We start from the raw sequence: 25,160 nt of genomic DNA, 5'->3' as shown, positions 1-25,160 counted from the left end.
GAGTCAGTCGCGCGGGCGGGCGAGCCAGCGCAGCGGCATCTCGATGGTCACCTCGGTGCCGCGCCCGACGAGCGTGTGCCAGTCGATGGTGCCGCCGAGCTCGCCCTGGATGAGCGTGCGCACGATCTGGGTGCCGAGCCCCGAGCCGACCTTGCCCTCGGGCAGGCCCACGCCGGTGTCGCGCACCTTGACCGTCAGCACGTCCTCGCTGCGCGTGGCGACGATCTCGACATCGCCCTCGCGGCCGGCCAGCCCGTGCTCGACCGCGTTCGTGACGAGCTCGGTCAGCGCCAGGGCGAGCGGAGTCGCGTACTCGCTGGGCAGGTTCCCGAAGCTTCCACTGAGCTTGGGGTGCACCGTGGTGTTGTGCGTCGACGCCACCTCGGCGATCAGCATCAGCACGCGGTCGAAGACGGCGTCGAAGTCGACGTCCTGGTTGAGGCCCTCCGAGAGGGTGTCGTGCACGACCGCGATCGCCGCCACTCGGCGCATCGCCTGGGTGAGCGCCTCGCGGGCGAGGTCCGAGTGCGTGCGGCGGGCCTGGATCCGCAGCAGGGACGCGACGGTCTGCAGGTTGTTCTTCACCCGGTGGTGGATCTCGCGGATGGTCGCGTCCTTGGTGATGAGCTCGCGCTCCTGGTGGCGCAGCTCCGTGACGTCGCGGCAGAGGACGACCGCGCCGACCCGCTCGCCCCGATCGCGGATCGGGATCGCGCGCAGCGACACGGTCACTCCGCGCGCCTCGATGTCGGTGCGCCAGGGAGCCCGCCCGGTGACGACGAGCGGCAGGGATTCGTCGATGACGAGCTTGCCCTGGATGAGGCTCGTCGTGACCTCCGCCAGCGACTCCCCCTCGAGCTCGTCGGCGAAGCCGATGCGGTTGAACGCCGAGAGCGCGTTGGGGCTCGCGAAGGTCGTCACGCCGTCGACGTCGAGTCGGATGAGGCCGTCGGAGGCGCGCGGGGCGCCGCGCCGCGGTCCGGTGGGGGCGCCGAGGTCGGGGAAGTCGCCCGACGCGATCATCGAGAACAGGTCGTTCGCGCAGTCGTTGAAGGTCAGCTCCTGGCGACTGGGCGTGCGCGTCTCGCTGAGGTTGGTGTGCCGGGTGAGCACCGCGATCGGGCGTTCGGTGGTCTCGGGGTTCGAGGCGCCCAGGCGGCGGATGACCGGCACGGCGCGCACGCGCGTCGGGGTCTCCTCGAACCAGTCCGGGGCGGACGTGTCGACGATGCGGGCGGTCTCGAACGCCTCGACGACCTGCGCCCGCCACTCCGACTTGATGCGCTGACCGACGAAGTCGCGGTAGAAGAGGGTCGCCGCGCTGGAGGGTCGCGCGTGGGCGACCGCGACGAAGCTGTCGTCGGCGGTCGGCACCCACAGGACGATGTCGGCGAACGCCAGATCCGCGAGCAGCTGCAGGTCGCCGACCAGCAGGTGCAGCCATTCGACGTCCGCGTCCGTGGAGCGGCCGTGGGCGAGGACGAGATCACTGAGGGTCGACACGACGACCAGCCTAAGCGGTCGTTCAGGGCCACCCCGAACGGGTGAGCCGGGGCCTCGGAATCACCTCACAAGCCGCGTTGCGCGCCTGCTTATCCACAGTGGCGCGACCGGGACGATGGTGAGCATGTCTCGACTGCTTCGATGGGTCGTCCCCCGCGTCTGACCCTGAGCGCGACCCGCACCCGCCCGAGCAGAAAGGTGACCCGACCCATGGATCGCTCGTTCAGCCACTGGAGCACTCCGCATGAGCCGCCCCTCGCACTCCTTCGACTACCGCTCCCTTCCTCTCGAGGCCGGCGCCGCGGGACGGCCGACTGTCGCGTTCTTCGCCGCTCAGCCCGCGACGCGAGCGGAGCTGCCGGACCCGGAGCCGATCCTCGCGCGGCTCACGTTGCTGGTCGTCGAGATCCTCGCGGGCTCCCGTGAGATCGACCAGATCGCCCGCTGGCTGACCGACGACGTCTACCGGCATCTGCAGAAGCGCGTCGTGCTGGCGTCCCGCGCGAGGAGCCTGCAGAAGCGGCCGACGCACCGGATCCCGTTCACCGTCGGCCGGGTCGTGATGTCGGAGCCGCGCGACGGTGTCGTCGAAGCGGTCGTCCTCGTGCACAACCGCGTGCGCACCCGCGCCGTCGCGATCCGCCTGGAAGGCATGGATGCGCGGTGGCGCGCCACCGCCGTGAACGTGCTGTGACCGGCGCCTCGGCGCGGGCGGGGCACGCGAGCCGCGGATCCGCGACCGAGAACGCCGCAGGCCCCGCCCCCGCCGAAGCGGGAGACGGGGCCTGCGGAACGGGCGTCAGCGGCGCTTGGACTGCGCGCGGCGCTCCTGGCGGTTGGCGGGGGTGTCGTCCTCGCTCGGCGTCTGCCGGCCGAAGGCGCCGGTGGTGGAGGCGTCCTCCTCCTCGCCCTCGGGCAGCGCCGCGCGGGCCTCGGCGGCGCGGGCCTTGGCGGTGGCCGCCTGCTGCACCTGGCCGCGCTGGTTCCGGACCTCGACTCCGCCCGAGTCGCTCGGAGCCGAGTAGCTGAGCTTCTCGACCGGGGCGACGGGCTGCGCGAGACCCTTGGCGGCGACTCCGGCGACCTCGCCCTGCTTCTGGGTGACCTCGACCTCGAGGTTGAACAGGAAGCCGACGGTCTCCTCGCGGATCTGCCCCATCATCTGCTGGAACAGGGCGAAGCCCTCGCGCTGGTACTCGACCAGAGGATCGCGCTGCGCCATCGCGCGCAGGCCGATGCCGTCCTTCAGGTAGTCCATCTCGTAGAGGTGGTCGCGCCAGCGGCGGTCGATGACGGACAGCACGACGCGGCGCTCGAGCTCGCGCATCGCAGGCGAGCCCAGCTGATCCTCGCGGCGCTGGTAGGCGAGCTTCGCGTCCGAGAGGATCTCGCGGCGCATGAACTCCTTGTTGATGCGGCCGCGGCTGCCCGCCTCCTGCACGACCTCGTCGATCGTGAGGCTGATCGGGTAGAGCGTCTTGAGCTCGGTCCAGAGGGCGTCGAAGTCCCAGTCGTCGCCGTTGCCCTGGCCGGTGTGCACGTCGAGGATCTCGTCGATCACGTCGACGAGGAACTTCTGCGTGCGCTCGTGCAGATCGTCGCCCTCGAGGATGTGACGGCGGTCGGAGTAGATCGCCTCGCGCTGGCGGTTCAGGACGTCGTCGTACTTCAGGACGTTCTTGCGGATCTCGGCGTTGCGCGCCTCGACCTGCGACTGCGCGCTGCGGATCGCCCGCGAGACCACCTTCGACTCGATCGCGATGTCGTCCGGCACGTTGCCGCGACCCATGAGGGCCTCGGCGGCGCCCGAGTTGAACAGGCGCATCAGGTCGTCGGTCAGCGACAGGTAGAAGCGGCTCTCGCCGGGGTCGCCCTGACGGCCCGAGCGGCCTCGGAGCTGGTTGTCGATGCGACGGGACTCGTGGCGCTCGGTGCCGAGCACGTAGAGACCGCCGGCGGCCTGGACCTTCTCGGCCTCCTCGGCGACCTTCGCCTTGACGCCCTTGAAGACGTCGTCCCAGGCGGCCTCGTACTCGTCCGGGGTGTCGACGGGGCTGAGGCCCTTGGCGGTCATCTCGGCGACGGCGAGGAACTCGGCGTTGCCGCCGAGCATCACGTCAGTGCCTCGACCGGCCATGTTCGTCGCGACGGTGACGGCGCCGAGGCGGCCGGCCTGGGCGACGATGGCCGCCTCCCGCGCGTGGTTCTTCGCGTTCAGCACCTCGTGCCGCACGCCCTTCTTGGCGAGCAGGCGCGAGAGGTACTCGCTCTTCTCGACGCTCGTCGTGCCGACGAGGACGGGCTGGCCCTTCTCGTGGCGCTCGGCGATGTCCTCGACGACCTGCGCGAACTTCACCTGCTCGTTCTTGTAGACGAGGTCGGGGTTGTCGATGCGCTGCATCTTGCGGTTCGTGGGGATCGGGACGACGCCGAGCTTGTAGGTCGCCATGAACTCCGACGCCTCGGTCTCGGCGGTTCCGGTCATGCCCGAGAGCTTGGAGTAGAGGCGGAAGTAGTTCTGCAGCGTGACGGTCGCGAGGGTCTGGTTCTCGGCCTTGACCTGCACGCCCTCCTTCGCCTCGATCGCCTGGTGGATGCCCTCGTTGTAGCGGCGCCCGGCGAGGATGCGGCCGGTGTGCTCGTCGACGATCATGACCTCGCCGTTCAGCACGACGTAGTCCTTGTCCTTCTTGAACAGGGCGCGGGCCTTGATCGAGTTGTTCAGGAACGAGATCAGCGGGGTGTTGGCCGACTCGTACAGGTTGTCGATGCCGAGGTAGTCCTCGACCTTCTCGATGCCGGGCTCGAGGACGCCGACGGTGCGCTTCTTCTCGTCGACCTCGTAGTCCTCGCCCTCGACGAGGCGCTTGGCCAGCCCCGCGAACTCCGAGAACCAGCGGTTCGCCTCGCCCGATGCCGGGCCGGAGATGATCAGCGGCGTGCGCGCCTCGTCGATGAGGATCGAGTCGACCTCGTCGACGATCGCGAAGAAGTGGCCGCGCTGCACCATGTCCTGGGCCTGCCACGCCATGTTGTCGCGCAGGTAGTCGAAGCCGAACTCGTTGTTCGTGCCGTAGGTGATGTCGGCCGCGTACTGCTCGCGGCGCTGCTCCGGGGTCTGGCCCGAGAGGATCACGCCGGTCGTCATGCCGAGCGCGCGGAACACGCGGCCCATGAGCTCCGACTGGTAGGACGCGAGGAAGTCGTTGACCGTGACGATGTGGACGCCGCGGCTGGCGATGGCGTTGAGGTAGGCGGGGAGCGTGGCCACGAGGGTCTTGCCCTCACCGGTCTTCATCTCGGCGATGTTGCCGAGGTGCAGGCCCGCGCCGCCCATCAGCTGCACGTCGAAGTGGCGGAGGCCTAGGGTGCGGCGGGACGCCTCGCGGACGGCGGCGAACGCCTCCGGGAGCAGGTCGTCGAGCGATTCGCCGTTCGAGTAGCGCTCGCGCAGCTCGACGGTCTCGTTCTTCAGCTCCTCGTCGCTGAGGTGCGTGAAGTCCTCTTCGAGGGCGTTGACGGCTTTCGCGTAGTTCTCGAGGCGGCGGAGGATCCGCCCCTCCCCGACGCGAAGGACCTTTTCGAGAACTGAGGCCACGGGGTACTCCAAAACGTAGAAGGCAGGCGCCCGGCGCCAGAGCGCGGACCGCGACCAGCCTAGTCGCGGACCGCCGGGCGCGGATCGTCGGACGCGTCCGCCCTCGGCGGACGCACGGGTCCGCGCACGAGGACGGGCCCCGGCGCTGCACGCACCGGGACCCGTCCGAGGACCGCGAGGACCTAGACCGCGGTCTGCTCCGCGAGCTCGTCGGCCTCGTCGCCGAGGGAGATCACTCCGTAGTCCCAGCCCTTCCGGCGGTAGACCACGCTCGGGCGTCCGGAGTCGGCGTCGATGAACAGGTAGAAGTCGTGTCCGACGAGCTCCATGTAGTCGACGGCGTCGTCGACGCTCATCGAGACGGAGGCGAAGACCTTCTTGCGGATGACGACGGGGCAGTACGGCTCCTCCTCGACGTCGTCCACCGCCTCGGCGGGGGCGGTCTGCACCGGGATCACCCCGGTGCTGACGGCCTGGAGGACGGCGGCGTCGGCCGGCTGGATGCCGACTCCGCTGAAGTCCGCGGCCGCCGCGTCGCGCAACGACGTGGGCCGGTGCTGGCCTCGATGGACCTTCTTGCGATCCTTGGCTCGTCTCACGCGTTCGAGGAGCCGCCCGAGGGCCACGTCGAACGCCGCGTACTTGTCCGCTCCGTCGGCCTCGGCCCGCACCACGGGCCCCTTGCCGATCAAGGTGAGCTCGACGCGGTCGCCACCGCTCGCCCCCTTCGACTCGCTGTGGCGGCTCGCCCTGATCTCGAGCGCGAGCGCCCGGTCGGCGAGGTGGGCCACCTTCTCCGACTTCTCCGTCGCGTACGCGCGGAAGCGATCGGTGATGCCCAAGTTGCGTCCTGTGATGTCGATGTCCATGACAACCTCCCAGTCGAGTACGGCGTGCCGCCTTTCTCCGGGCGGACCGTTCACGCCGTGGAGCCCACCGTAGTCCCCGGTCACCGAAGTGTCACCGGACGTTCATCGGAAGACGCGTGCGGAGTTCCCGGGAGTCTCCCGACGATCCGGCGACCGCCGCAGCCCGGTGGCGCCCAGAGCGACGGCGCCGCGTACTGTTCCGCCCGCCGCCTCGACGGCGCGCCGGAGCTCGAGGAGCGTCGCGCCCGACGTGACCACGTCGTCGACGAGGACCGCTTCGAGCCCGTCGAGGCGGTGGCGCGCCGCGAACGCGCCGTCGAGGTTGCCGCTGCGCTCGCGCCGGTCGAGGCCCACCTGGTCCACGGAGCGACGCGTGCGCGTGATCGGACGCGCGACCTTCCCGCCGCAGCCGCGGACGAGGAGGTCGACGGGATCGTACCCGCGCCTCATCCGGCGGCCGTGCGAGCCCGGAGGGGCGACGAGCGTCGCCGCGCGGCCGTCGAGCGCGTGCGCGAGGGCCGGGCGCAGCCGGGCGGCGAGCGCACCGGCGGCGTCGCTCCGGCCCTCCTCCTTCAGGGCGACCACCAGTCGGCGCACGACCCCGGTGTACGGAGCGCCGGAGGTCACGACGAGCGGGCGCCCCGGCGGCCCGAGAAGGCGCACCGGGGGCGTCGGGAGGGCGGCGAGGGCTTCGGCGCAGTCGTCGCACGGCACGCGCACCACCGGGCGGCCGCAGGCGGGGCAGTCGACCGGGAGCAGGACCGCCAGGGCGTCGAGGAGGGAGTCGCGGAGCATGCGCCGAGCTTGGTCGGCAGCGGACCGGCAGGACACGCCGAGTGCCGGAGTCGGTCGCGGATCGTCCTGGGGAGGAGCCTCAGGACCCCATTCCGGTCTGTGTCGCGAGGAGCCGGACGTCCGTCGCGATCGTCTGCCACGCGGAGCCGCGCTGCTGGCGCAGCTCCCCGCCCTCGGCGAGGATCCGGATCTGCGTGGTCGCGTTGCCGGCCGCGATCTGCGTCGCTCCGCTCGTCGTCCCGAGGGGTGTCGCTCCTCCGCCGAGCTGGTGGAGGGTGACGACGTCCTCTCCTGTGGAGCCGCGGACGACCGAGACCACGTCGAGCTCGTCGGTCCAGCCCGCCGTCACCGCGGTGCCGAGGGTCGAGGCGAGGACGACGGGCTCGCCGACGGCCACCGGGTCGCCGCCGCCGGAGCGCGAGATCCCGGCCACGAGGACGGACGCCTGCTCGCCGTCCTGCACCAGGGCGAGCATCCGGGTGCCGTCCCTCGAGACCGAGAGCGAGGCGATCGTCTCGATCTCGGACCACGCCGTCGCGATCTGGAACGACTCCGTGCCGTCGGGCGAGTACGCGACGAGCTGGTTGGGCGCCGCCGACGGCACCGACCACACGTAGCCGAAGGGATCGATGGCCGGCGCGGTCAGCCCGGCGCGGGCGTCCAGGAGGACGTCCGCCTGATCCGGAGCGACGAGCGAGACCCCCGCGGCCGACAGCACCGCAGCGGCGGCCTCGGAGTCGGCGCCCCGCTGCTCGCCGAGGGCGACGGCTCGCGGCGAGAGCGCGCGCACCCGGTCCGACACCGCCGTCTCGGTCAGGCCGGCAGAGCCGAGGAAGCCGAACGCCTCGTCCGTGAGGACCAGCGGGCGGGTGTCGACGCGTGGACTGATCGGCAGTCCGCTCACCTCGACGGGCACCTCGATCGGGTTCTGCTCGACCGAGAGGGTCACGCCGGTCACGTTCGAGACCGAGGCGAGGCTGCGGCTGAGCTGGAGGCGCATGAGGCGCCACTGGCGCTCGTCGGCCTCGAGGGCGGCGGAGTTCAGATCGACCACGGCCTGCTGCGACTCGACCGGGACGGTCTCGGCGGCGAGCGCCGTGCCGGTCGGGAACGCCGAGGCGACGGCTCCGGAGTCGCTCAGCCAGGGCGTGGGGCCGCGCAGGAGCTCGGTGACGATCGTGGTGCTCGTCGAGCTGTCGGCGCGCGACGCGAACCAGCGGAGGTCCGGCACGAGGTACGTGTAGGACGGATCGAAGTAGTACAGCGCGTGGGTCGAGAAGACCTGCTCGAAGGTGGTGCGGTCGATGACGACGCCGCTGGGCGGCGCGCTGATGCGCCACTCCCCTTCCTCCTGGACGAAGCCGTAGTCGAGGCTCAGCGCCGTCGTCGACGAGACCTCGGTGTAGACGCCCGTCGCATCGACCTCGGCGACCGGCGTGATCGACAGCGTCAGCGTCGACGCCGACTGCTGTGCGGGCGAGCGCTGGCCCTCGTCCACCGTGACGTGCTCGCTTGGCGTCCAGTCGGCCCCAGAGGAGAGGAACTCCCGGGCGATCTTGTAGTTGCTCTGCGGGCTGGACGCCGCGTCGATGAAGCCGGTGAGGATCTCGCGCTGCGAGGCGCCCATCGCCGGCCCCGAGGGCAGGAAGTCGTATTGGAGGTCCTGCGGCGCGGCGTCCGGTCGCCCGACGCCCACGTCGCCGTCGCGCGGGATGCCCGCGCAGCCGACAAGCGCGAGCAGCAGGGCCGCGGCTCCGGCGAGCGCCCGGAGGCTCCGCCGGCTCACGGCACGGCCTCGGGCAGCGGGGGCATCACGATCGGACCGGTGAAGGCCTGCTCCCCCGCGTCCACGGGCGGGAGGGGCAGCGGCGAGGAGTCGATCCGCTCGCCGCGCCGGCGCGGGATGGTCAGGCGGAAGCACGCTCCGCGGTCGGGCATCGACCAGACCTGCAGCCAGCCGTGGTGCAGGGCCGTGTCCTCCTGGGCGATGGACATGCCCAGCCCCGTCCCTCCCAGCGTGCGCTTGCGGGAGGGGTCCGCGCGCCAGAACCGGTCGAAGACCCGCACGACCTCCTCCGAGCTCATCCCGTGACCGTAGTCGCGGACGGCCAGGGCGACCGCCGTCGCGTTGCTGTCGACGGTGACGACGATCTCGCGGCCGTCGCCGTGCTCGATCGCGTTGCCGAGGAGGTTGCGGACGATGCGGCGGATGCGGCGCGCGTCCATGTCGGCGTCGAAGTAGCCGCCGGGCGCGGACAGGGTCAGCACGGAGCCGTTCGCCTCGGCGATCCCGCGCATGCCGTCGATCTCCTCGCTCGCCAGGCGCACCAGGTTCACCGGCTCGAGCTCGAGCTCGGCCGATCCGGCGTCGTGCCGCGAGATCTCGAGGAGGTCGGCGAGCAGGCTCTCGAAGCGGGCGATCTGTCCGTGCAGCAGCTCGACCGTGCGCTCGGCGACCGGAGGGAAGCCCTCGCGCTGGTCGTAGAGGACGTCGCCGGCGAGCCTCATCGTCGTGAGCGGCGTGCGCAGCTCGTGGGAGACGTCCGAGACGAACCGCTGCTGGACGCGGCTCAGAGTCGCGAGCTCGCTGATCTGCTCCTGCAGGCTGTCGGCCATGCCGTTGAAGGAGCGGGCGAGCGTCGCGATCACGTCCTCGCCCTTCTCCGGCATGCGCACGTCCCTGTCGCCGGCGGCGAGCCGCTGGCTCGTCAGCGCCGCGACGCGCACGGGAGCGACCACGAGGCGGACGACGACGTAGCTCACGGCCCCGATCAGCAGGATCAGGAGGAGGCCGGCGATGTTCAGCACCTGCTGCACGAACTGCAGGGTGCGCTCGGCGTCGGCGAGCGAGTAGCCGATGTAGAGCTCGTACCGCCCGGCGGAGCTGGGCAGCTCGAGGGTCGAGCCGACCAGGATGCCCGGCTGCTCCTGGCCGTCCGCGTCGAGCGTCACGGACTGCCAGTACTGCCCCTCGGAGCCCGCCTGCACCCGCTCGCGGAGGTCGGGGCTGATGACGCCGTCCTGCAGCTCGCGGTTGTAGATGTCCTGCGGCGCGAGCGAGGACGCGTCCTGGTCCGGGGAGCGCACGATCGCGATGAGCGCGGAGGAGGACGCGTCCCGGATCGCGGTGCGGACCGAGCTCATCACCTCCTCCATGTCCTGCCGGGTCGAGACCGTGGCGGCGTCGAGGTAGCCCTGCGCGGCGCGGGTGGCGCGGGAGGTGTCCCCCGTGACCTGCGTCAGCCGCGACTGGAAGAGGTTGTCGCTGATGCTGTACGACAGGTACGCGCCGGTCGAGCCGATCGCCACTCCGCTGAGCAGCACCGTGATCGCGACCGCGCGGAACTGCAGCGAGCGCCTCCAGGCGCGCAGCACGCGACGGGGCCACCGGCGGACGCCGGAGACCGGGAAGCGGCGCGCGAGGGACACGGTCAGGCCGGCAGGACGGCGCCGGCGCGGTAGCCGACGCCGCGCACCGTCATCACGATCCGGGGGTCGTCCGGATCCTTCTCGACCTTCGCGCGCAGGCGCTGCACGTGCACGTTCACGAGGCGGGTGTCGGCCTTGTAGTGGTAGCCCCACACCTGCTCGAGCAGCATCTCGCGGGTGAAGACCTGCTGGGGCTTGGAGGCCAGCGCGAGCAGGAGGTCGAACTCGAGGGGCGTCAGGCCGATGCGGGTGTCGCCGCGGCGCACCTCGTGACCGGCGACGTCCAGGCTCAGATCCCCGACCTGGAGAACGGCGTTCGCCGCGACCTGCGCGGGCCGCAGGCGGGTCTTGATCCGCGCGACGAGCTCCTTCGGGTCGAAGGGCTTGACCATGTAGTCGTCCGCACCGGACTCGAGGCCCTGCACGACGTCCGAGGTGTCGGACTTCGCGGTGAGCATGATGATCGGCACGCCGGACTCGGCACGGACCGCCCGGCAGACCTCGATGCCGTCCATGCCCGGGAGCATCAGGTCGAGCAGGAGGAGGTCGGGGCGGGACCGGCGGAACGCCTCCAGGGCGCCGGAGCCGTCGGCGCAGAAGGAGACGTCGTAGTCCTCCGCCCGCAGCACGATGCCGATCATCTCGGCCAGGGCCGCATCGTCGTCGACCACCAGAATGCGCGCGCTCATCAGCCTGTCTTCCTCGTCCTCTTCTCGCGCTCACCCCCCTGGGCACCCGCGGATGTGCTCCAGGCTAACCGAGTCCGCCCGGGCTTCGGCCGGACGCCGGGCGGGAGCCGCCGACGGGCCTGTGACAGCATGGGAGGGATGACCGACGCAGCTCACTGGCCACCGCCCGCGGAGCCCTCCGACCCGGCCTCCGTGCAGGACGCTCCGGGCCCGCCGACGGGTGCGCCGATCCCTCCCGCTCCGGTCGCTCCGCCGGTGTGGACGCCGTCGAGTCCCTGGCAGCCGACGGGTGCTCCGGCGGGCTGGACCCCGCCGCCGCGACCCGGGCTCGTCCCGCTGCGCCCGCTCGGCTTCGGCACGCTCCTCGGCGCTCCCTTCCAGGTGCTGCGCCGCAGCCCGCGCACCACCCTCGGCGTCGCCCTCCTCCTCCAGGGCGTCGGCTCGGTGCTGGCCCTCGTGATCTACGGAGTCGTCGCCCTCCTCGCCCTCGGCCGGATCGACCAGGCGGACGTCGCCGATCGGGACGCCGTCGGGGCCGGGGCCGTCGCGATCGTGATCCTGGCCGCGCTCATCCCTCTCGGCGTCTCGCTCGCCACGGGAGCCCTCGTCCAGGGGGTCGTCGTGCTCGAGGTGTCGCGCGCCGTACTGGGCGAGCGTCCGACCCTCAAGCAGCTGCTGGGTCGCCTCCGGGGCCGCTTCTGGGCGCTGGTCGGCTGGACGGTCCTCCAGGGCGTCGGGCTGATGCTGCTCGTCCTGGTCGCGGTCGCCCTTGCGGTGCCCCTGTTCGTCGTCGGCGCGCAGGACGCGGGGGCCGGCGCGATCGTCGGCGGGGTCCTCGTGCTGCTCTTCGCCGGGGCGGCGGCGACCGCTCTCGGCGTCTGGCTCGGCACGAAGCTCGCCCTCGTGCCCAGCCTCATCGTCGTCGAGCGCCTCCCGTTGCGTCGAGCGGTCGCGCGGTCGTGGCGGCTCGTGACGGGCGGATTCTGGCGGACCCTCGGCGCACTGGCGCTGATGCTCCTCATCGTGCAGGTCGCGGGCCAGGTCGTCGCGACTCCGCTCAGCCTGCTGGTGCCGATCGGCGGCGCGCTGATCGCCCCGACCGATCCGAACGCGCAGATCGTCGCGTCCCTGGTCGTCACGCTGCTCTCCCTCGCCGTGGGACTGGTGATCGGAGCGGTCGGCACGGTGCTGCAGGCCGCGGTCACCGGGCTCGCATACCTCGACCGCCGGATGCGGCGGGAGGGCTTCGACCTCGTGCTGATGCGGCATGTCGAGGACCGCGCCGCCGGGCTCCCCAGCCCGGACCCCTTCCCCGCCCCGGAGCGGGCGCCGCGGTGATCCGCGCCGTCCTGGCCGCGGCTCCGCTCGACCCCGACGCCCGCGAGGCCCGCCGCCTCCTGCTCGAGGAGCTGGCGGATCCGCGCTACCGCGCGGCGGAGCCGAGCTGGTTCGATCGCGCCGTGCAGGCGATCCGCGACTGGTTCACGTCGCTCAGCGTCCCGACCGACGGACCGGCCGTCCCGATCGCCGCCGTGATCGGGGTGCTCGTGGTCCTGGCGCTCGTGGTCACCGCCCTGCTGATCGCCGGGCGACCGAGCCTGCGGCGACGCAGCTCGGTGCGCGGATCGGTCCTCGCGGAGGACGACGGCCGGTCGGCCGACGAGCTCCGCGCGCTGGCCGACGCGGCGGCCGCCCGCGGCGACTGGGACGAGGCGGTGATCGAGCGCTTCCGGGCCCTCGTCCGCGCTCTCGACGAGCGGACGCTCGTGCGCGCCTCGCCGGGCACGACCGCGCACGGCTTCGCCCGACGCGCGCAGGCCGTGTTCCCCGCGGCCTCGGGGGCCCTCCGACGCGCCGCGGACGACTTCGACGGCGTGCGGTACCTCGACCGTCCGGGCGGCACTGAGGACTACGCGCGCATCCGTGCGCTCGACGACTCGCTCGCCCGGGAGGCCGCTCCCCTCGACCCGCTCTCGAGCACGGCGGACCGCCGGTGAGCGCGACCGACACGGTGTCGACGCCCCCCCTCGGCGCGCTGCTGCGCCGGGGGCGCCTCTGGGCCGTGCTCCTCGCCCTCGTCGCGGTCGGGACCCTCCTGCTCACCTTCGCGACGGGAGCACCGTCCCTCGCGCCGGACCTCGATCCCGACAGCGCCGCTCCGGATGGTGCGCGCGCGGTGGCGCAGGTCCTCCGCGAGCAGGGCGTCGACGTGGTCCGGGCGGACGTGCTCGAGGACGCGACCGCGGCGGCCGGCCCGGGAACGACCGTTCTCGTCGACGACTCCGACGCCGTGCTCGACACCGACCAGTACGCGGACCTCGAGGATGCCGCCGCCGCGATCGTCCTGGTGCAGCCGACCGGCGACGCCCTCGAGGCGCTCCTGCCCGGCGCCGCCTTCGCCGGGGCGCCCCTCGACGGCGGCGATCTCGACGCGGACTGCAGTCTGCCCGCCGCCGCGCGCGCCGAGAGCATCCCCTCGGGCGGCCAGACCTACCGGCTCCTCGACGGCGGAGCGACAGGCTGCTTCCCCTCCGGCGACGACGCCTACGCCCTGGTCTCGGGCACGAGCCCCGGAGGAGCGGACGTCACGGTCGTCGGCGACGCGGCCCTCCTCCGCAACAGCACCGTCGACGAGGGCGGCCGGGCCGCGCTCGCCCTGAACCTCCTAGGGGCCCGCGACCGGCTCGTCTGGTACCGCGTGAGCCTCGACGACCTCCGCGGAGAAGCGGCCGTCGATCCCGCCGATCTCGCCCCTGGATGGGTCACGCCCGCGATCCTCCTGCTCCTCGGAGTGGGCGTCGCCGCGGCGGTGTGGCGCGGTCGCCGCTTCGGTCCCCTCGCCGTCGAGCCGCTGCCCGTCGTCGTGCACGCCAGCGAGACCGCTCGCGGCCGCGCGCGCCTCTACGCCCGCGGAGGGACTCGGCTGCGCGCTCTCGACGCGCTCCGCATCGGCACCCTGCGGCGGCTCGCCTCGATGCTCGGCCTGTCCGCCTCCGCCGGGGTCGACGAGATCGTGACGGGAGCCGCCGACCGGCTCGGCCGCGACCCGGTCGCCCTGCGCCGCCTGCTCGTCGACGACGCGCCCGCGGACGACCGCGCGCTCGTCAGCGCCTCCGACGACCTCCTCCGTCTCGAGAGCGCCGTGCGCGCCGCCCTCGCTCCGACTCCGCACCCCGCCCGACGACAGGAAGGCCCTCTCCGATGACCGACTCCACCCTCCCGCCGATCGCCGACGACGAGCTGCGCGGCGAGCTCGACCGCGTCCGCACCGAGGTCGGCCGCGCCGTCGTCGGTCAGGACGGCGCCGTCTCGGGACTGCTCATCGCCCTGCTCGCGGGCGGCCACGTGCTGCTCGAAGGCGTCCCCGGAGTCGCGAAGACGCTGCTCGTGCGCGCCCTGTCGCTGTCGCTCGGGCTGGACACGCGGCGCGTGCAGTTCACCCCCGACCTCATGCCCGGCGACATCACCGGCTCGCTCGTCTACGACGCCTCGACCTCCGGATTCGCGTTCCGCGAGGGCCCGGTCTTCACGAACCTCCTGCTGGCCGACGAGATCAACCGCACCCCTCCCAAGACCCAGGCCGCACTGCTCGAGGCGATGGAGGAGCGCCAGGTCAGCGTCGACGGGCGGACCCTCGCGCTGCCCGATCCGTTCCTCGTCGCCGCCACCCAGAACCCGGTCGAGTACGAGGGCACCTACGCGCTGCCCGAGGCGCAGCTCGACCGCTTCCTGCTCAAGCTCGTCCTCGAGATCCCGCCGCGCGACGTGGAGGTCGAGGTCCTCTCCCGCCACGCCGTGGGCTTCGACCCGCGCGACCTGGCCGCGGCCGGCGTGCATCCGGTGCTCGACGCCGGCCGCCTGCGCGCCGCTCAGGAGTCGGTCCGCCGCGTCGGGGCCGGTCCCGACGTGCTGGGCTACATCGTCGACATCGCCCGCGCCACCCGCGAGAGCCCGAGCGTGAAGCTCGGCGTGAGCCCTCGCGGCTCGACAGCGCTCCTGGCGGCCTCGCGCGCCTGGGCCTGGCTGAACGGCTACGGATCGATCACTCCGGACCACGTGCAGGCGATGGTCCTGCCGGTCCTGCGCCACCGGATCCAGCTGCAGCCGGAGGCCGAGCTCGAGGGCGTGCGCACCGAGGCCGTCCTCGGCGGCATCCTGCAGCAGGTCCGGGTCCCGGTCTGACCCGTGCACCTCACCGGACGCTCCGTCCTCGTCCTCCTCGTCGGCCTCGTGCCTGTCGTCCTGCTCGGTGGGAGCGCGCACGCCGCCGTCGTCGTGCTCGCGCTCTGGCTGCTCGCCTGGTGCGTCCTGGTCGGCATCGACCTCCTCGTCGCGGGGTCGCCGCGCGCGATCGTACTGGAGCGGAGCGTCCCCGACCGGGTCCGCCTCGGTGAGCGCGCCGAGGCGGAGCTGCTGATCACGAACACCGGCCGTCGCCGCATCACGGGCGTCGTCCGAGACGCCTGGGAGCCGTCCGCGGGGGCGCTGCGCACCCGCACCGCCCTCCGGCTGCCACCTGGCGAGCGCCGCGCGGTCACGACGGTGCTCGAGCCGCGCAGGCGCGGCGAGCGCCGGGCGCTGCACGTGACCGTCCGCTCGAACGGGGTCCTCGGCCTCGCCGGGCGGCAGGCGACGCGCTGGGCCCCCGCGACGGTGCGGGTGCTCCCCCCGTTCCGGTCGCGCCGGCACCTGCCCTCGCGCCTCGCCCGGCTGCGTGAGCTCGAGGGCCGCACGAGCGTGATGATCCGCGGGCAGGGCACCGAGTTCGACAGCCTCCGCGAGTACGTCCGCGGCGACGACGTCCGCTCCCTCGACTGGAGGGCCACCGCCCGCCGCCGCGAGCCCGTCGTGCGGACCTGGCGCCCGGAGCGGGACCGCCGGGTGGTCGTCGTGCTCGACACCGGTCGCACCTCCGCGGCCAGGATCGCGGACGAGCCGCGGCTGGACACCGCGATCGAGGCGGCACTGCTCCTGTCGGCTCTGGCTGCCGGTGCCGGCGACCGGATCGACGTGCTCGCGTTCGACCGCACCCGTCGGGCACGGGTCCACGGCGCCACCGGCAGCGAGGTGCTCGGCCGCGTCGTCGACGCGCTGGCGCCGGTGCAGCCCCAGCTGATCGAGACCGACTGGTCGGCCGTGCCCGCGCAGCTGCGCGCCCTGGTCTCGCAGCGCTCGCTCGTCGTCCTCCTGACCGCGCTGGACTCGGTCGGGGCGTCCGAGGGCCTGCTCGCGGTGCTCCCTCAGCTCACCCGCACCCACACGGTCGTCGTGGCGTGCGCCGTGGATCCCGAGCTCGTCGAGATGGCGGCCGATCGCAGCGACCGCGCGGCCGTCTACACCGCCGCGGCGGCGGAGCGCTCGCTGAGCGACGCGGACCGCCTCTCCGCCGCCGTCCGCCGGCTCGGCGGCGACGTCGTGCTCGGCACTCCGGAGAAGCTCCCGCCGGCGCTCGCCGACCGCTACCTCGCGCTCAAGGCGGCCGGGCGGCTCTGAGAACGCGTCAGGCGTCGGCGATGCTCCGGGAGCCGCGGGCCGCACGGTCGAGGTCGCCGGTCTCGCCCGCGCGCGCCGCACGGCCGCCGAGCACGATCATGTAGGCGAGGAAGGCGAGCAGCGCCGCCGAGCCGATCCCGATCTTGACGAACCACGGCCACGGGGCCGGCGTCACGAAGCCCTCGATGACCCCGGCGACGAACAGCACGAAGACCAGCCCGATCGCGACGGTGAACAGGCTCCTCGCGTCCTCGGCCAGGGCCTGCCCGCGCGTGCGCGCTCCCGGCGCGATCCAGGCCCAGAAGATGCGCAGTCCCGCCGCCGCGGCGACGAACACCGCGGTCAGCTCGAGCTGACCGTGCGGGGCGATGTAGAGGAAGAAGGTGTCGCCCTCGCCGTAGTGGAACATGACGGCGACGGAGGTGCCCAGGTTCTGCGCGTTCTGCAGGATGATGTACGGCACGTAGACGCCGACGATCCCGAAGGCCACGCACTGCGCCGCGATCCACGCGTTGTTGGTCCAGACCTGGCCGGCGAAGGACGCGGCGGGGTTCTCGGAGTAGTAGTCGACGAAGTCGTCCTCGGCGAAGCGCCGCAGCTGCTCGTCGTCGCCGAGCGAGGCCAGCAGCCGTGCGTCGCCGAGGATCCACACCGCGAACAGGGTCGCGATCAGCGCCGTGGCGAGCGCGACCGCGAGGGTCAGCCAGCGGAGTCGGTGCAGCGCCGCGGGGAGCGTCACGACCGCGAAACGCGCGACCGCCGCCAGCGGGTCCTCGCCCGTCCCGGTGAGCCGACCGCGCGCCCTCGACAGCGAGACCGCGAGCCTGGCGCCCGCGGCGGTCGAGCCGGCCGTGGAGGCGATCGCGGCGAGATCGGCGGAGGCGGACTGGTACCGCTCGACGAGCTCGTCCGCCTCGTCGCCGGTCAGCCTGCGCTTGCGCGAGAGCTCGTCCAGGCGGCGCCAGTGCTCCGCACGAGCGGTCGAGAGAGCGTCGATGTCCATCTGTTTAGATGATAGCCATGGGCACCGATCGGGCGGACGACGACGACGGCCTGGTCACCGGCGAGGCGATCGCCCTCGAGGTGCCCGTCACGAGCTTCGTCCTGCGCGCGTGCGGCGCGATCATCGATCTGATCGCCGAGCTCCTGCTCGCGCTCATGCTCTTCTACCTGGTCTCGGTCCTCGCGGGCGACGGCGGGCTCGACGCGTCGGCCACCGCGGCGGTCGGCGTCGCCGCCCTCGTGACCTCCCTCGTCCTCGTCCCCGTCGTCGTCGAGACGGCCACGCGCGGACGCTCGCTCGGCAAGCTCGCCGTCGGCGCCCGGGTCGTCCGCGACGACGGTGGTGCGATCTCGTTCCGCCACGCCCTCGTGCGCGGCCTGACCGCCGTGCTCGAGATCGTGATGACGGCGGGCGGTCTCGCCGCCGTCGTCGGGCTGCTCTCGCGCCGCTCCCGCCGCCTCGGCGACGTCCTCGCCGGCACCCACAGCCAGCTCGAGCGCGTGCCCGCGGCGGCTCCGCTGCAGGCCGAGGTCCCGGCTCCGCTCCTCGGCTGGGCGGCGACCGCCGACGTCGCCCGTCTGCCCGACGCCCTCGCGCGCCGCCTCGCCCAGTTCCTCCGGCAGCGCGGCGGCATGACGGAGCCGTCCCGCTCCCGGCTGGCCGCCTCCCTCGCCCACGAGGCGTCGGCCTTCGTGTCGCCGGTGCCCGCGGCTCCGGCCGAGGACTTCCTGCTGGCGGTCGCCGCCCTGCGCCGCGCCCGCGAGGAGCGCGCCCTCCGCCTGTCGGCCGACCGCCTCGAGCGGCTGGCGCCCGTGCTCTCGGCGGGGCCACGGGGCTTCCCGCCGCGCACGGATCAGCCCTCGATCGACGGCTCGCGGTAGCGGATCACGCTCCAGCCGACCGGCACCGAGAGCCGCCGGTCGTGCTCCTCGCACAGGTCGTAGCCGTGCGGATCGGGTGCGGGGCTGAGCGGGCCGACCGCGACGAGGGAGTCGCCGTAGTCGTAGGTCAGCGTGACGACGGCCGGGGCGCTGCAGCCCGTCCGCGAGCACTGCCGTCCGTTCATCGCGCCCACAGTAGCAATAGGCTGGAGGCATGCCCCGTGCTCGTCGTTCCACCGCCCGTCAGGCGGCTTCGGCCCGGGGCGGATCCCGCGACAGGCACGGGCGCGGCATCCGCGGCCCGGTCACCGGGCCCCACCTGCCCCTCCTGCAGACCCGCACCGACTTCTTCGAGCTGACGGTCGGCTCCGCGATCGACTACCTCCGCGGCGCGTGGCCGGACGAGCTCGCGGGCATCCACGTCGATGTCGCGGCCACCCCCGACGTCGATCCGGCACGCCTGGCGGCCACCGGGATCGCCCGCTGGCGCGTCGATCACGCCGAGCGCCGCATCACGCTCTACCGCGTTCCGATCGAGCGCCTGGCCAAGCTGCACCGGCGCGACGACCAGCACCAGCGGCTGCTCATCGAGAGCTACGTGTTCCGCGCTGTGGCGGAGCTGCTCGGCCGCGATCCGTGGGACATCTCCCCGGACCGCTTCCGCCACCTCTAGGTCCTGTCGAACACGAGATCGCCGTCGCGGTCGACGGAACCCCGGCGGCCCGGACCGCCCTAGTGCGAGTACACCGTGATCGGCGACGAGAGCGGACCGGGCGGCACGATCGGGTAGGCCGCGATCCTGCCGTCGCTCGCGATCGACACCGACGCCTGCACGGGCTGATCGCTCGAGACGACGAGCTGGTCGATGCCCTGATCGACGGTGACGGAGGAGTAGGGCCCGATCTCGACGGTGCGCGAGCCGGACGCCGCGTCCAGCACGACCGAAGCGGTCGTGTCGCTCGCGTTCGCGAGGTGCAGGCGGGCGCCGGGCTCGCCGGTGCTCGCCACTCCGAACGGCGTCGAGACCGAGGTGCCGGAGGCGAACCAGGCGTAATCGGTGCCGGCTGTCCCGGTCGAGGTGGTGCGCCCCGCGGCGACGACGGGCTCGTCCGAGTTCAGGGTGATCCGGTAGGAGCCCTCGGCGAGTCCGGACAGCGGCACCTCCCCGACCCGGCCCGCCGGCACCACGACCTGCGTCGACGTGCCCGCGCCGCTCGGATCCTCGTTCGCCACTTCGATCGACACGGTGCTGTCCGCCTCGCCGGGCGCGAGGATGCGCAGCACGGGGCTGCCCGCTCCCCCGCTGCCGTCGTCGCTCGACGTCTCGGCGGGAGGCGAGGCGATGCGGTAGCCCGAGATGACGGTCAGCGTCGACGGCGACGCGGAGGGGGCGGTGGTCTCGATGCCGACCGGGGTCAGTCCCGAGATGGCGGTGCTCTGCAGGCTGGCCGCGATCTCCCCGCCGCGCGCGGTCATCCGCACCACCGGCTGCACGACGTCGGGAGCGAGACCGGCCAGGGGCAGGGCGCGGACCGTTCCGGCAGGGACGACGATCCCGGACGCGCCGGTGGCCTCGAGGGGGCCGTTCTCCCCGTAGAGCGCCAGATCGACGGTGGCCGCGACCTCGCTCGCGTTCGCGAGAACGAGCACCGAGGTGGAGCCGATGTCGGTCGATCCGCCGACGATCCAGCTGTCGGCCGAGGGCGCTGCGCAGCCGAGCGCGCTCAGGCCCGACACCGTCTCGTTCGCGATCGACTGGGTGGTCGCTCCGCCGGGAACCGGATCGGACTCCGCGGGGACGAGGAGACCCGTGACTCCGCTGCCGGGCGCCGCCAGATCGGGCTCGTCGAGGGCCGTCGAGCTCTGGACGACGTCGTCGGGCCACACCGAGGTGCCGGAGCCCTCGAACGCGCGGAGCTCCTCCGGCTGCGTCGCGTCGAGCAGATCGCCGCCGCAGACGAGGGTGCTGTCGGCGGCCACGGGCGTCACGACGACGCCGTCGGCGGCCCGTGTCGCGGCGGGCAGCGGGAGCAGCTGGGGCAGGACGACCGCGGTCGCGGCGAGGACGACTCCGGCGACGCCGACCGCGGTGCGCAGGGCGCTGCGGCGGCGTCGGGCGGCGGAGGCGCGGCGATCGCGGGGCGGTGTCGGCGCCGTCGTCGCGACGGAGTCCGTGGTCGCGACTCCGGGCCGGCCGGTCGAGCCGGCGCGGGCGCTCCGGCGGTCGGCGCGGGAGGAGCGGCCCGAGGGCGGGGTGGCGGGCATGCTCGTCTCCTGGTCGCGGGGGTCAGACATCGTCGGTCCCGTCGTCGAACTGGCCGGTGGCCTCGCCCGGTTCGTCGTCGATCCCGGCCACCGGCGCGCCGGAACGGCCGCGCTCGAGCGAGAGCCCGGTGGGGACCGCCAGGAGGAGCGCGACGAGGAGGATCAGCAGGAGTCCGGCGGTGTAGGCGATGCCGAACGGACCGACCACGTCCTGCGGGGCGGCCTCGGCGCGGCCGCCCTCGGGATCGACGGCGCTCCAGAGCAGGCCGTAGCGGGTGTCGCCGACGGCCGAGAACGCGGCGTTGCCGTCGAGCGAGACCGCGGCGCGGGCGCGGACGGCCGAGGCCGCGTCGCCCGCGTCCTCACTGCCCGCCTCGGTGAGGACCACGAACCGGACGCCGAGCTCGTCGAGCGCCGACACCACGTCGTAGCCGGTGCGCGACACGAGGTTGCCCGCGAGCTCGTCGATCTCGTCGGTGCTCTCGGCCCCCGTCGCGGCGAGCGTCGACTGCTGGTCGAGCGTCGCTCCGGCGCCGCGCTCGAGGCGGGCGAGGATCCCGCCGTCGGCCTGCGGCACCAGCACGACGGTGCCCACCCGCGGGTCGTTCTGCGCCTCGGCGGCCACGTAGGCCGGCAGCGAGCGGTCGGAGGTGCTCGCGATGGACGAGTGACCCTGCGGGAAGGCGAGGGCGAACGGGCCGACCGCGAGTGCGGCGGCGACCGTGACCACGAGCGCGGGCACCAGGCGGAAGGACGGCAAAGCGCCGAGCGAGAGCGAGAAGCCGATGACCAGACCGAGCCAGTAGAGGCTGAGCGGCGATCCGCTCCACACGGCCACCGGCTCGGAGCCCGCCGTCGCGACCTGGATCCCCTGCGCGAGGGAGGCGGTCAGCAGTCCCGCGGAGGCGACGCCCACCCCGCCCAGAGCGGACAGGTTGTTCGGCAGGAGGAGGGAGGCGAGCGCCGCCACGATCAACGGCAGCACCAGCACGGCCGTCGCCAGCGGCGCGGCGGCCTCGGTGATCCCGATCTGCGACAGCAGGTCGACCCAGCCGGCGGTCAGCGCCGACGGCACGCCCGCGAGCAGGGAGAACAGGTCGGCGCGTGCCGACGGGAGCGGGACTCCGGGGTCGGCGAGGATCGCGAGCCAGTCCCCGCGGGGAGCGTGGGCCACGACGAGCGGGAACAGCAGGGCGGCCGCCGGGATCGGCAGGCCGGCGAAGCGCCCGACGCGCCGGCCGGAGGTCGCGAGGATCACGATCCAGACCGCCAGGAGCGGCAGGGACAGGATCGGCGCGCACGCTACGACCGCGGCGGCCAGGAGCGACGCGGTGGCGGACGCCGACCACGAGCGGTAGGCCCCGAAGCCCGCGAAGAAGAGCCACGGCAGCAGCACGTGCACGAGGATCGGCCCGGGGCGCCCGTCGGACTGCGCAGCGGCGAACGCGGGTGCGAGGATCCAGACGAGTGCGCCGAACGCCCGCGCGAGCGGCCGCGGGGTGATCCGGGCGATCATGAGCCAGGCGCCCATCGCGGCCAGCGGGAACGCCGTCAGGTACAGCAGCACCATCGCGTAGCTGGGCGACCAGAAGGTCAGCGAGCCGAGGACGGCGAGGACGCCGGCGAAGGGGTCGGCCGCTCCGATGAAGCCCGAGCCGAGGTCGCGCCAGCCGTACGCCGCGTTCCGCCAGAGCTCGCCGACCGTCGGCGACAGGGTCAGCAGACCGCCGCCGCTGAGGGCAGGAGCCGCGATCAGCGGGGTGTAGACGACCAGGCCCGCGAGCGCTGCGACGAGGACGACCCACACTCCTCCGCTCTGGAAGAAGTGCAGCGGGTGGCGGTCGCGACCGGCCTGCACCCGAACGGCGTCGTGCCGTACGGAGCGCAGCTGCCGCACGGTGTCGAGCGGGATGCGCAGCGGCGCGATCGACTTCCAGCCGACGTTCTTCGAGGAGCGGAGGATTGTGCGGGCGCGGAGCACCTTGGTGCCGCCGAACGCCACGACGACGGCCGCGAGCAGCTCGCCCCCGACGAGTCCCGGCTGCTTGCGCAGGAGCCGGACGACCGCCCGGCCGACGGCGAGCGGAACGAGCGAGAGCCAGTGGAGGACGAGGAGCGCCACGGGCGCGTAGGCCAGGCGGCGGTGCAGCTGGGCGGTGCGGTGCTGGCGCGCCCGGCGGCGCTCGCCTCCGTCGATGCGGCGGCCGTCGGGGCGCTGGAGGCCGATGCGGGCGGTGGTGACCCGCGCGTCCGGCACCCGGCTGACGCGGTGGCCGGCGAGGCGGGTGCGGATCGAGAAGTCGAGGGCGTCGTCGACGACCGGGAGCCCCGGATCGAAGCCGCCGAGCTCCTCCCAGAGGCTGTGGCGCACGAGCATGCCGCCCGCGGCGACCGAGAGCACGTCGGGATTGGCGTCGTGCTGGCCCTGGTCGAGCTCGTCCTCGACGAGGTGGACCGTGGTGCCGTAGTTGGTGATCGACTCGCCGTAGCTGCGGATGTAGCCCGATCGCGACCAGTCCATGACCTTCGGGCCCGCGACCGCCACGGACGGCGCGACCTCGACCGCGCCGAGGAGGGCGGCGAGCGCACCGGGCTCGGGTGCCGAGTCCTGCGCGAGGAGCCAGAGCCACTCGTCCTCCCCCGCCGGGGGCTGCATCACGCGGACGGCGCGAGCCACGGCCTGGCCGAAGGGGAGGTTCTCGGCGACCTGCACCAGCTGCGAGGGACCCCAGGAGGCGAGCAGCTCACCCGTGGTGTCCTTCGATCCCCCGTCCACGAAGACGGTGGCGTCGGGCTGCCGGGTCTGGGCTCGGAGCGCCGCGAGGGTGCGTTCCAGATACGCGGCGCCGTTGCGCGCGACGAGGACGGCGGTTACTCGGGGATACATCGCGGACCACCCTAGGCGATGGCGGCGGAGCACTCGCCAGCGGCTCGCCGCCCCGCCGCGAGGGCGCGGATCGACCGCGCCCGGGTCGTGGCGGCCCTACGCGCGGCGGCGGAGCTTGCGGCGCTCGCGCTCGGAGAGCCCGCCCCAGATGCCGAAGCGCTCGTCGTTCTCGAGGGCGTACTCGAGGCACTGCGAGCGCACCTCGCACGAGGTGCAGATCTTCTTGGCATCACGCGTCGAGCCGCCCTTCTCGGGGAAGAACGCCTCGGGATCCGTCTGCGCGCAGAGCGAGTCCGCCTGCCAGGAGAGGGCGCCGCCGGGCGCCTCGGTCTCGGGGTCCAGGCCGGGTCGGACACCGGGCACGCCGAGACGCACCGGATCGACGAACCAGTCCTCGGGAACCCCTGCGCGGCCGGCCGCTCCCCGCAGCTCGCCGGAGGCGTACTGACCGCCGCGGTCGGAGAGGGTGCCGCCGGGTTCCGAGACTCCGCGTCCTGAGACGCTGTCGGGAATTGCCATGCCGTCTCCTACCCCGCCGGTTCCGATGATCGGCGACCCGCTCCTCCCGGAGGCGCCGCCCACGTAATTACATCGGTGTCATTCCCGAAGGTCAAGTCGCAGACTGTAAACCCTCAACAACCCGTGGAGGGTTCACGACACTCCGGCGTGTCGCAAGCGTGACGCCGGAGTGCCGTCCCTCAGGCGGTGGCGGCGCTCCGGGCTCGCCAGGCGCTGTCGACCATGTCCGAGAGGGAGTGGCGCATCTCCCAGCCGAGGTCGCGGCCCGCGCGCTCGCCCGAGGCGACGATGCGCGGCGGGTCACCCGGGCGGCGGGGAGCGGTCTCGGGCTCGAAGTCGATGCCGGTCGTCTCGGCGATGGCGCGCATGATCTCGCCGACCGAGGCGCCGTCGCCGCTGCCCAGGTTGTAGACGGGCTCGATCGGCTCGCCGGCGGCCAGACGACGTGCCGCGGCGACGTGGGCGAGAGCGAGATCCGCGACGTGGATGTAGTCGCGCACGCAGGTGCCGTCGGGCGTGGGGTAGTCGGTGCCGTAGATCTTCGGCGTGCGGCCGGCCAGCAGCGCTTCGAAGACCAGGGGGAAGAGGTTGTGCGGACTCGTGTCGTACACGTCCGGGTATCCGGAGCCGACGACGTTGAAGTAGCGCAGCGACGCGTGCCGGACGCCCCAGGCGCGTCCCGCGTCGGCGAGCAGCCACTCGCCGATGAGCTTGGACTCCCCGTAGGGCGACTCCGGGCTCTTCGGGGTCTCCTCGGTGACGAGGTCGACGTCGACCGCGCCGTAGACCGCCGCGCTGGAGGAGAAGACGATCGAGGAGACACCCGCGCGCTCCATCGCCGCGAGCACGCGGAGGGTGCCCGTGACGTTCTGCTCGTAGGTGTGCAGCGGCTTCTGCACCGAGACCCCGGCGTACTTGAAGCCGGCGACGTGCACGACGCCCTCGATCGGGTGCTCGGCGAAGACCCGGTCCAGCAGCGCCTCGTCGAGGATCGAGCCGCGGTGGAAGGGGACCCCCTCCGGCACGAACGAGTCGTGGCCCGACGACAGGTCGTCCACGACGACGGGGTCGATGCCCTGCTCGGCGAACGCGCGCACGACGTGCGCCCCGATGTATCCGGCTCCCCCGGTGACCAGCCATGCCATGTGCGACTCCCTCGATCGTCGGCGGCCCTGCTCGGCGCCGTCGCTACTGTAGCGGCGACGTCGGAACACGTCGCTCTGGCGGGA

Annotated in this window: 21 protein-coding genes; 8 read left to right on the top strand and 13 right to left on the bottom strand. The window is 73.2% G+C overall.

Translation table 11 applies throughout. The features are described 5' to 3' along the window. Positions 1-3 precede the first annotated feature (3 nt). The gene (locus ASF48_RS06640; protein WP_055788228.1) at positions 4-1,503 is read right to left on the bottom strand and encodes a sensor histidine kinase; all 1,500 of its coding nucleotides are present in this window, start codon (positions 1,501-1,503) and stop codon (positions 4-6) included. A 244-nt stretch (positions 1,504-1,747) separates the two neighbouring features. Here ASF48_RS06640 and ASF48_RS06635 point away from each other — a divergent pair, with 244 nt between their 5' ends. Continuing rightward, entirely contained in the window at positions 1,748-2,197 is a 450-nt protein-coding gene (locus ASF48_RS06635) for an Rv3235 family protein (protein ID WP_230671506.1), read from the top strand. A 105-nt stretch (positions 2,198-2,302) separates the two neighbouring features. Here the strand turns inward: ASF48_RS06635 and secA are convergent, their stop codons facing one another. From secA to mtrA, 6 genes are all read right to left on the bottom strand, one after another. After that, the gene (gene secA / locus ASF48_RS06630) at positions 2,303-5,101 is read right to left on the bottom strand and encodes a preprotein translocase subunit SecA (protein WP_055788225.1); all 2,799 of its coding nucleotides are present in this window, start codon (positions 5,099-5,101) and stop codon (positions 2,303-2,305) included. Between the two features lie 182 nt (positions 5,102-5,283). Beyond that, positions 5,284-5,970 carry a ribosome hibernation-promoting factor, HPF/YfiA family gene (gene hpf, locus ASF48_RS06625; protein WP_055788221.1) on the bottom strand — a complete coding sequence of 229 codons (687 nt, stop codon included), beginning with the start codon at positions 5,968-5,970 and terminating at the stop codon, positions 5,284-5,286. Between the two features lie 102 nt (positions 5,971-6,072). Next, positions 6,073-6,765 carry a ComF family protein gene (locus ASF48_RS06620; RefSeq protein ID WP_055788218.1) on the bottom strand — a complete coding sequence of 231 codons (693 nt, stop codon included), beginning with the start codon at positions 6,763-6,765 and terminating at the stop codon, positions 6,073-6,075. A gap of 79 nt (positions 6,766-6,844) precedes the next feature. After that, complete coding sequence (locus tag ASF48_RS06615) at positions 6,845-8,551, bottom strand: LpqB family beta-propeller domain-containing protein (protein WP_055788215.1); 1,707 nt, start codon at positions 8,549-8,551, stop codon at positions 6,845-6,847. After that, positions 8,548-10,194 (bottom strand): MtrAB system histidine kinase MtrB, encoded by a 1,647-nt coding sequence (gene mtrB, locus ASF48_RS06610; protein WP_055788210.1) that lies wholly within the window; start codon positions 10,192-10,194, stop codon positions 8,548-8,550. The genes ASF48_RS06615 and mtrB overlap by 4 nt, the downstream gene beginning before the upstream one ends. Before the next feature lie 2 nt (positions 10,195-10,196). Then, on the bottom strand, positions 10,197-10,883 hold the full coding sequence (gene mtrA, locus ASF48_RS06605; protein WP_055788207.1) for an MtrAB system response regulator MtrA: 687 nt from the start codon (positions 10,881-10,883) through the stop codon (positions 10,197-10,199). A gap of 138 nt (positions 10,884-11,021) precedes the next feature. Between mtrA and ASF48_RS19640 the strand changes: the two genes are divergently transcribed. From ASF48_RS19640 to ASF48_RS06580, 5 genes are read left to right on the top strand one after another with little or no spacing between them, the layout of a single operon-like run. Continuing rightward, positions 11,022-12,221 carry a hypothetical protein gene (locus ASF48_RS19640; RefSeq protein WP_162238024.1) on the top strand — a complete coding sequence of 400 codons (1,200 nt, stop codon included), beginning with the start codon at positions 11,022-11,024 and terminating at the stop codon, positions 12,219-12,221. Further along, positions 12,218-12,880 carry a DUF4129 domain-containing protein gene (locus ASF48_RS19635; protein ID WP_055788204.1) on the top strand — a complete coding sequence of 221 codons (663 nt, stop codon included), beginning with the start codon at positions 12,218-12,220 and terminating at the stop codon, positions 12,878-12,880. Before ASF48_RS19640 ends, ASF48_RS19635 begins: the two co-directional genes overlap by 4 nt. Next, complete coding sequence (locus ASF48_RS06590) at positions 12,877-14,088, top strand: DUF4350 domain-containing protein (protein ID WP_055788200.1); 1,212 nt, start codon at positions 12,877-12,879, stop codon at positions 14,086-14,088. Before ASF48_RS19635 ends, ASF48_RS06590 begins: the two co-directional genes overlap by 4 nt. Then, on the top strand, positions 14,085-15,065 hold the full coding sequence (locus ASF48_RS06585; protein ID WP_082481027.1) for an AAA family ATPase: 981 nt from the start codon (positions 14,085-14,087) through the stop codon (positions 15,063-15,065). The genes ASF48_RS06590 and ASF48_RS06585 overlap by 4 nt, the downstream gene beginning before the upstream one ends. A gap of 3 nt (positions 15,066-15,068) precedes the next feature. After that, positions 15,069-16,376 (top strand): DUF58 domain-containing protein, encoded by a 1,308-nt coding sequence (locus ASF48_RS06580; protein ID WP_055788197.1) that lies wholly within the window; start codon positions 15,069-15,071, stop codon positions 16,374-16,376. A 7-nt stretch (positions 16,377-16,383) separates the two neighbouring features. On the opposite strand, the gene ASF48_RS06575 is transcribed toward ASF48_RS06580, so the two are convergent. Next, positions 16,384-17,379 (bottom strand): stage II sporulation protein M, encoded by a 996-nt coding sequence (locus ASF48_RS06575; protein WP_055788194.1) that lies wholly within the window; start codon positions 17,377-17,379, stop codon positions 16,384-16,386. 17 nt (positions 17,380-17,396) lie between these two features. Here ASF48_RS06575 and ASF48_RS06570 point away from each other — a divergent pair, with 17 nt between their 5' ends. Then, positions 17,397-18,260 (top strand): RDD family protein, encoded by an 864-nt coding sequence (locus tag ASF48_RS06570; RefSeq protein WP_200930971.1) that lies wholly within the window; start codon positions 17,397-17,399, stop codon positions 18,258-18,260. Here ASF48_RS06570 and ASF48_RS06565 read toward each other — a convergent pair. Next, a complete protein-coding gene (locus ASF48_RS06565) occupies positions 18,233-18,445 on the bottom strand; it encodes a DUF3499 family protein (RefSeq protein ID WP_055789065.1) in 213 nt (70 codons plus the stop codon). The genes ASF48_RS06570 and ASF48_RS06565 overlap by 28 nt on opposite strands. Before the next feature lie 29 nt (positions 18,446-18,474). Between ASF48_RS06565 and ASF48_RS06560 the strand changes: the two genes are divergently transcribed. Beyond that, positions 18,475-18,933, top strand: a complete 459-nt coding sequence (locus ASF48_RS06560) for a metallopeptidase family protein (protein ID WP_055788187.1) — start codon at positions 18,475-18,477, stop codon at positions 18,931-18,933. A gap of 59 nt (positions 18,934-18,992) precedes the next feature. On the opposite strand, the gene ASF48_RS06555 is transcribed toward ASF48_RS06560, so the two are convergent. The 4 genes from ASF48_RS06555 to galE form a co-directional block, all read right to left on the bottom strand. Then, positions 18,993-20,525, bottom strand: a complete 1,533-nt coding sequence (locus ASF48_RS06555) for a DUF5719 family protein (RefSeq protein ID WP_055788183.1) — start codon at positions 20,523-20,525, stop codon at positions 18,993-18,995. Positions 20,526-20,547: 22 nt separating this feature from the next. Next, the gene (locus ASF48_RS06550; RefSeq protein ID WP_055788180.1) at positions 20,548-23,412 is read right to left on the bottom strand and encodes a glycosyltransferase family 2 protein; all 2,865 of its coding nucleotides are present in this window, start codon (positions 23,410-23,412) and stop codon (positions 20,548-20,550) included. 96 nt (positions 23,413-23,508) lie between these two features. Next, on the bottom strand, positions 23,509-23,841 hold the full coding sequence (locus ASF48_RS19765) for a WhiB family transcriptional regulator (RefSeq protein ID WP_280523133.1): 333 nt from the start codon (positions 23,839-23,841) through the stop codon (positions 23,509-23,511). Between the two features lie 269 nt (positions 23,842-24,110). After that, positions 24,111-25,076: a UDP-glucose 4-epimerase GalE gene (gene galE, locus ASF48_RS06540; protein ID WP_055788177.1), complete on the bottom strand. Its 966-nt coding sequence runs from the start codon at positions 25,074-25,076 to the stop codon at positions 24,111-24,113. Between the last annotated feature and the right edge of the window lie 84 nt (positions 25,077-25,160).

The sequence above is a fragment of the Rathayibacter sp. Leaf299 genome, assembly GCF_001423055.1.
Taxonomy (GTDB): domain Bacteria; phylum Actinomycetota; class Actinomycetes; order Actinomycetales; family Microbacteriaceae; genus Rathayibacter; species Rathayibacter caricis.
The sequence above is the reverse complement of the archived record's forward strand: the minus strand, read 5'-3'. Positions and strand labels throughout refer to the sequence as shown.